Source organism: Desulfosarcina sp. (assembly GCF_041551955.1).
Lineage (GTDB): Bacteria > Desulfobacterota > Desulfobacteria > Desulfobacterales > Desulfosarcinaceae > Desulfosarcina.
Map to the genome: position 1 here is coordinate 1 of NZ_JBFELV010000398.1, position 4832 is coordinate 4832.

At 57.4% G+C, this 4832-nt stretch carries 5 protein-coding genes and 1 pseudogene; 2 read left to right on the plus strand and 4 right to left on the minus strand.

The features are described 5' to 3' along the window. Nucleotides 1-268: 268 nt before the first annotated feature. The 3 genes from ABYV26_RS21015 to ABYV26_RS21025 all read right to left on the minus strand — a co-directional run bounded on the left by ABYV26_RS21015 (nt 269) and on the right by ABYV26_RS21025 (nt 3326). Nucleotides 269-670 carry a RidA family protein gene (locus ABYV26_RS21015; protein WP_372683318.1) on the minus strand — a complete coding sequence of 134 codons (402 nt, stop codon included), beginning with the start codon at nt 668-670 and terminating at the stop codon, nt 269-271. Between the two features lie 41 nt (nt 671-711). Next, nucleotides 712-1785, minus strand: coding sequence for a tRNA pseudouridine(13) synthase TruD (truD, locus tag ABYV26_RS21020; RefSeq protein ID WP_372683319.1), 1074 nt, complete (start codon nt 1783-1785; stop codon nt 712-714). 194 nt (nt 1786-1979) lie between these two features. Continuing rightward, on the minus strand, nt 1980-3326 hold the full coding sequence (locus tag ABYV26_RS21025) for a PhoH family protein (RefSeq protein WP_372683320.1): 1347 nt from the start codon (nt 3324-3326) through the stop codon (nt 1980-1982). Between the two features lie 472 nt (nt 3327-3798). On the opposite strand from ABYV26_RS21025, the gene ABYV26_RS21030 reads away from it, so the two are divergent. Both ABYV26_RS21030 and ABYV26_RS21035 read left to right on the plus strand, forming a co-directional pair. After that, the gene (locus ABYV26_RS21030; RefSeq protein ID WP_372683321.1) at nt 3799-4185 is read left to right on the plus strand and encodes a NifB/NifX family molybdenum-iron cluster-binding protein; all 387 of its coding nucleotides are present in this window, start codon (nt 3799-3801) and stop codon (nt 4183-4185) included. A 41-nt stretch (nt 4186-4226) separates the two neighbouring features. Beyond that, nucleotides 4227-4475 (plus strand): FmdB family zinc ribbon protein, encoded by a 249-nt coding sequence (locus ABYV26_RS21035; RefSeq protein ID WP_372683322.1) that lies wholly within the window; start codon nt 4227-4229, stop codon nt 4473-4475. Nucleotides 4476-4652: 177 nt separating this feature from the next. Here the strand turns inward: ABYV26_RS21035 and ABYV26_RS21040 are convergent. After that, nucleotides 4653-4832: pseudogene (locus tag ABYV26_RS21040) on the minus strand (transglutaminase family protein); the annotation flags it as partial.

A 4832-nucleotide genomic window follows, 5' to 3' on the forward strand; every position in this document is an offset into this window, starting at 1 on the left:
GAAGGGCGCCAAGAAGAGCGGCATGAGCGTTCTGGGCGGCCTCTTCCGCAGCAAGACCCGCCGGTAGTCCCCCCCGTTCGCCGATCCCGGTTCAGGGTTCAGGGTTCTGGGTTCAGGGTTCAGGGTTCAGGGTTCAGGGTTCAGGGTTTTGGGTTCTGGGTTCAGGGTTCCAGGGTTCCAGGGTTCTAAAGTTCCTGGGTTTCAACTTTGAGACTTCAGCTTCAAGCTTATCCGCTTACCAGCGATTGCTCTGGGTCCGGCTGGACCATCAGGCAATCGGTTCTTGCACCACCACGCCATCCGCTTCGATCTCCACCAGCCAGTCTGCATCGATGAATCGACTTACCTGAACAAAGGTGCTGGCCGGTCGGATCTCACCGAAGAACTCGCCGTGGGCTCGGGCAGCTTCCTGCCAGCGGTTGATGTCGACCAGCATGATGCGGGTGCGGATAACATCCTCCATGCGGCCGCCGGCTTTTTCGACGGCATCTTTAATGATTTCAAGGCAGGTTTGGGTCTGGCGGTAGAGGTCGCCGGGGTAGGCCGTGCCGCCGCCAGGTGCGATGGGGGCGGTTCCCGAGACGGCAATGGCATTGCCCACTCTCACGGCACGGGAAAAACCGATGGGCTTTTCAAATGGCGAGCCTGAGCTGATCAACTGTCTTGGCATGGCGTACTCCTCTTGATTGGGCGATGATCGATCGCCGACCGTCAGGACGGTCGGGTGAATTCGCGCAACACGGTTGTGGCGTAAACTCCGGACGGCAGTGTAAAGGTGAGGCGCAGTCCGTCTTCCACTTCAGCGAGGGTCAGATCAGTGAGGTTCAGGATGGCTTCTCGTCGCGATCCAGGGGAGCGGTAAGGTCTAAAGTCCTCGGGGGTGAGGGCGAATTGCCTGGAAAGCGCCGCTTCTATTTCACCGGCCGCATGCATGGCCGGTTTCATCTTGAATCCGTAAATGGGCCCGGTGTAGACAATTTCTCCGGCGTTGAAGCGCGGGGCTTCGATGGCCAGGTCGTCGACGGTGAACATGCCGCCCGTGTCGGTCTTTTTAACCACGTCTCCGGCCAGCAGGGTGCGGTAGTCGCCGGCCTGCATGCGCCGCTTGAGCCATATGTTGAACAGCGCCGACTGGACCACCGACACCATGAACGTGTCCTTGCGTGCCCTTTTTTTCGCCGAGAAAAGGGTGAATCCCCGGCGGATGTTCTGCAGGCCGTAGCCGAAACGCTGGGGACCGTAAAAGTTGGGCACGCCGGTCCGCTTCAGCCGGTCGGCGATGGTAATCGCCCGGGGCAGTGCATCGGGTCCAGGATCGCTGACGACAACGGTGAAGCGGTTGGCGGCCACGTGGCCGGTCTTGATCTTGTTGCGATGGCGGTCGATGGCCAGAATTTCAAAGGGCAGGTCGGCCAAAGTCTTCTCCACGTCGGCCAGGGGATGATTGACACCGCATCGAAAGGAAAGGGTTTGCACGACCACCGCCATTTTGTCCTTGCGGCCGCCCCAGCCCACATCCGAAGGGGCCAGGCCCAGGTGTTTCTGCATGATCCGGGCGGCATCGGCGGTGTTCCATCCGGCTCGCCGGAAGGTGACATAAACATGCTCCCCTTCGCCGCAGGCGGCATAGGGCAGGATCTCTTCGACCACAAAGTGTCCCGGTGTGGCCTTGATGGCACCGCCGATGCCGGGCAGCGGGTCGGCGGCATAGGGCAGGGGCGACAGCATGGCTATGGCGGCCTCCGCCCGGTTGGCGAAGTCTTCAGTGTTTACATTCGATGTCATTGGTGTGTGCACGTTCGATACGGATCAGGTTTGACTGATTGCCTGCGCCTCATCGCCTTTCATCGGCGCTAGGCTGACAGGTTAGCCGGTTGCGACCTGATGGTCAACCTTGACTTGACTGCAGACCATGCATCGGCACGCAGGACCAGGGCCGACCAACCGGGAACCTGGAACCAGGAACCGTTGAACCGTTGCTAAAGCAGGCTGATGGCCAGATCCGAAAGCTCGCTGCGCTCTCCCTTTTCCAGGTTGATGTGGGTGTAGAGATTTTGGCCTTTCATCTTCTCGATCAGGTAGCTCAGCCCGTTGCTCTGACTGTCCAGGTAAGGATGATCGATCTGGTAGATGTCTCCGGTGAAGACGATTTTGGTGCCTTCACCGGCCCGGGTGATGATCGTCTTCACCTCGTGGGGAGTGAGGTTCTGGGCTTCATCGACAATAAAAAAGACTTTTACTATACTTCTGCCGCGAATGTAGGAGAGGGGGGTGATGACGATCTTCTCCTCATCCAGCAGCTCTTTCACCCGGCGTCCCTGCCGGCTGCCGTTTTTTCCGTTCTGGTTGCTTTCGATGACCGACAGGTTGTCATAGAGGGGTTGCATGTAGGGGTCCAGTTTGGACTGGATGTCGCCGGGCAGAAAACCGATGTCCTTGTTGCTCAGCGGAACCGACGGCCGGGAGATGAAAATCTGCCGGTAATAGCGCCGTTTCTCTAAAGCCGCGGCCAGTGCAAGAAGGGTTTTGCCGGTACCGGCTTTGCCGGTGATCGTTACCAGGGGCACATCCGGATTCGTCAGGGCGTCTATGGCGAAGCACTGTTCTGCATTGCGGGGCCGGATGCCGTAGCAGGACTGGGTGTCGATGCGACGAATGGATCGGGTCTGGGGAATAAACACACCCAGCGCGGACTTGCTGCCGTTTTTCATGATCAGGTATTCGTTGGAGAGCAGGGGCTCGGCAACTTCCAGACTGGCTGCGTCCATTTCGAAGGGCTTGGCGTAGAGCTGGTCAATCACGCCAGCGGGTATGTTTTCCACCACACGGGTGCCCTTGTAGATATCGGCCGGCGACTGGACACGATCGGTACTGTAATCCTGGGCCATCAGACCGATGGATTTGGCTTTCATGCGCAGGTTGACGTCCTTGGTGACCAGAAAAACCCGGTCAAAGGCGACTTCACAAGCAATGTGGTAGGCGGCGTTTAGAATGTGGTGGTCCGGCTTGTCAGGGGAGAAGTTCGTCTTGAGTTTGTCGTGAAACTCCCGGTCCAGGCAGACGGTGACTTTTCCTTTTCCGGGACCGATGGTCACGCCGCCGTTGAATATGCGGTCCCCGGTCAAGGCATCCAGGGCCCTGGCGAACTCCCGGGCGTTGCAGTTCAAAATTTCTTTTCCCTTCTTAAAACGGTCAAGCTCTTCGATGACGGCAATGGGGATGACAATGTCATGTTCATCGAACTGGTTGATGCAGGAACTGTCGTGAAGGATAATGTTGGTGTCCAGCACAAAGGTTTTTCGTTTGCTCTTGGAAGACGAAATCATCGCACCTCCTGGAGGTCATGGGTTGTTTCCTGCGCTCGGTTGGTTTGCTGGATGGACGAGGACGCGTCCGGACCGGACCGGCCATTGCGTGTGGGTACTGCATTGCTTTGCAGGGGGGGGCCCGCGAGTGGGGCAAATAAGTTGGTGGATAAGAAGGATAGATGCATTCGATCTTGTCCAGCGTTAGCATCCAGCATTATCGACGAGCCCAATATATAGCATACGGGGGGTGCCGAGGCAACCATATCTTCGATTTTATCCCTTCTTGTCCAGTTGCAGGAGAGGGCTGCATCACCTGCCAGGAAAGCCTTGTCGCGAACGGAACTTTAAGCTATAAAACGACAATTATCGACAAGGGTACGTCGGTCGGTTTATACTGGATTGACTGCCTCCGGAAGCATGGTTTTTTATTCACCTGAAGCGAACATGAAGCAAGGCAACGATTGGCCTTGCGCAAGGGAGATCCATTAAGATGAAAATTGCTTTTCCAGTAGTTGAAAATAAAGGTATCGACAGCGACGTACACGGCCATTTCGGGTCCGCACCATTTTTTGTTTTCGTGGATCTGGACACAGATTCGGTGGAGACCTTCGAAAACCCGGACCAGGATCATCAGCACGGCGCCTGCAACCCCATGGATGCCCTGGGCGGGCGCCGGGTGGATGGCGTCGTGGTGGGAGGCATCGGCGGCGGCGCCTTGAAAAAACTCAACAACGACGGCATCGTCGTATATCGCGCCGTTGAAGGAACCGTTGGCGTAAATGCCGGGATGATCAAGGCAGGCAACCTGCCGGTGTTCGAGCCAAGCCAGGTGTGCGGCCACCATCACGGCGTTCAGATCGGTGATTGCGCCCACTGATCGATATCGATGGCAGACAATGAAGGGAAAAGGAGGGAGGCATGCCACTTTTCGATTTTTTATGTGCCGATTGCGGCCACGTGGCTGAGATTCTTGTTGCCAATGACAAAATGACGATCTATTGCGAGCGATGCGGCAGCGGAAACCTCAAAAAGCTGATGTCCGCCCATTCATCCCTGTCCGGCACCGTTTCTGCAGCCATGCCCGGTCCCGGGGACACGGCTTGTTGCGGGTCATCGCCGGGTCATGCCGGTTGTGCCGGACCAGGCAGCTGCTGCGGGAAGGCCTGAAGTCGGAGGACGCAGGGCTGAAAAGCCTGCGGGCACATCTGTCCGGACTTATTCTTGGGCTGCAATATCGAGTTCATTTCCCGTCGTTTGCGGCGGGGGTGGCGAGCGAACTGAAAATCGTCCATCCATGCTGCGCAGCACGGCTGGTCGCCGGTTAGCAGGGTAGCCCGCCTTGCCTCAGTAAGTCGGTCCGGACATCCGTTCGACGTTGATGTTCATATTTAGCAGTCCCACCGGGTTGCCGAATTGGGTGTAGATCGCAACGTCGGCCGCATCGCGACCAAAAGCGATGGCGACACGACCGCCTCGCAGATCGGCTTGTGAAGGATCGAATGTGTACCACCGATTTCCAACATA

Coding starts and splice junctions, on each gene's coding strand:
- ABYV26_RS21015 (WP_372683318.1), bottom strand. CDS start 670: ATGCCAAGACAGTTGATCAGCTCAGGCTCGCCATTTGAAAAGCCCATC.
- truD (WP_372683319.1), bottom strand. CDS start 1,785: ATGACATCGAATGTAAACACTGAAGACTTCGCCAACCGGGCGGAGGCC.
- ABYV26_RS21025 (WP_372683320.1), bottom strand. CDS start 3,326: ATGATTTCGTCTTCCAAGAGCAAACGAAAAACCTTTGTGCTGGACACC.
- ABYV26_RS21030 (WP_372683321.1), top strand. CDS start 3,799: ATGAAAATTGCTTTTCCAGTAGTTGAAAATAAAGGTATCGACAGCGAC.
- ABYV26_RS21035 (WP_372683322.1), top strand. CDS start 4,227: ATGCCACTTTTCGATTTTTTATGTGCCGATTGCGGCCACGTGGCTGAG.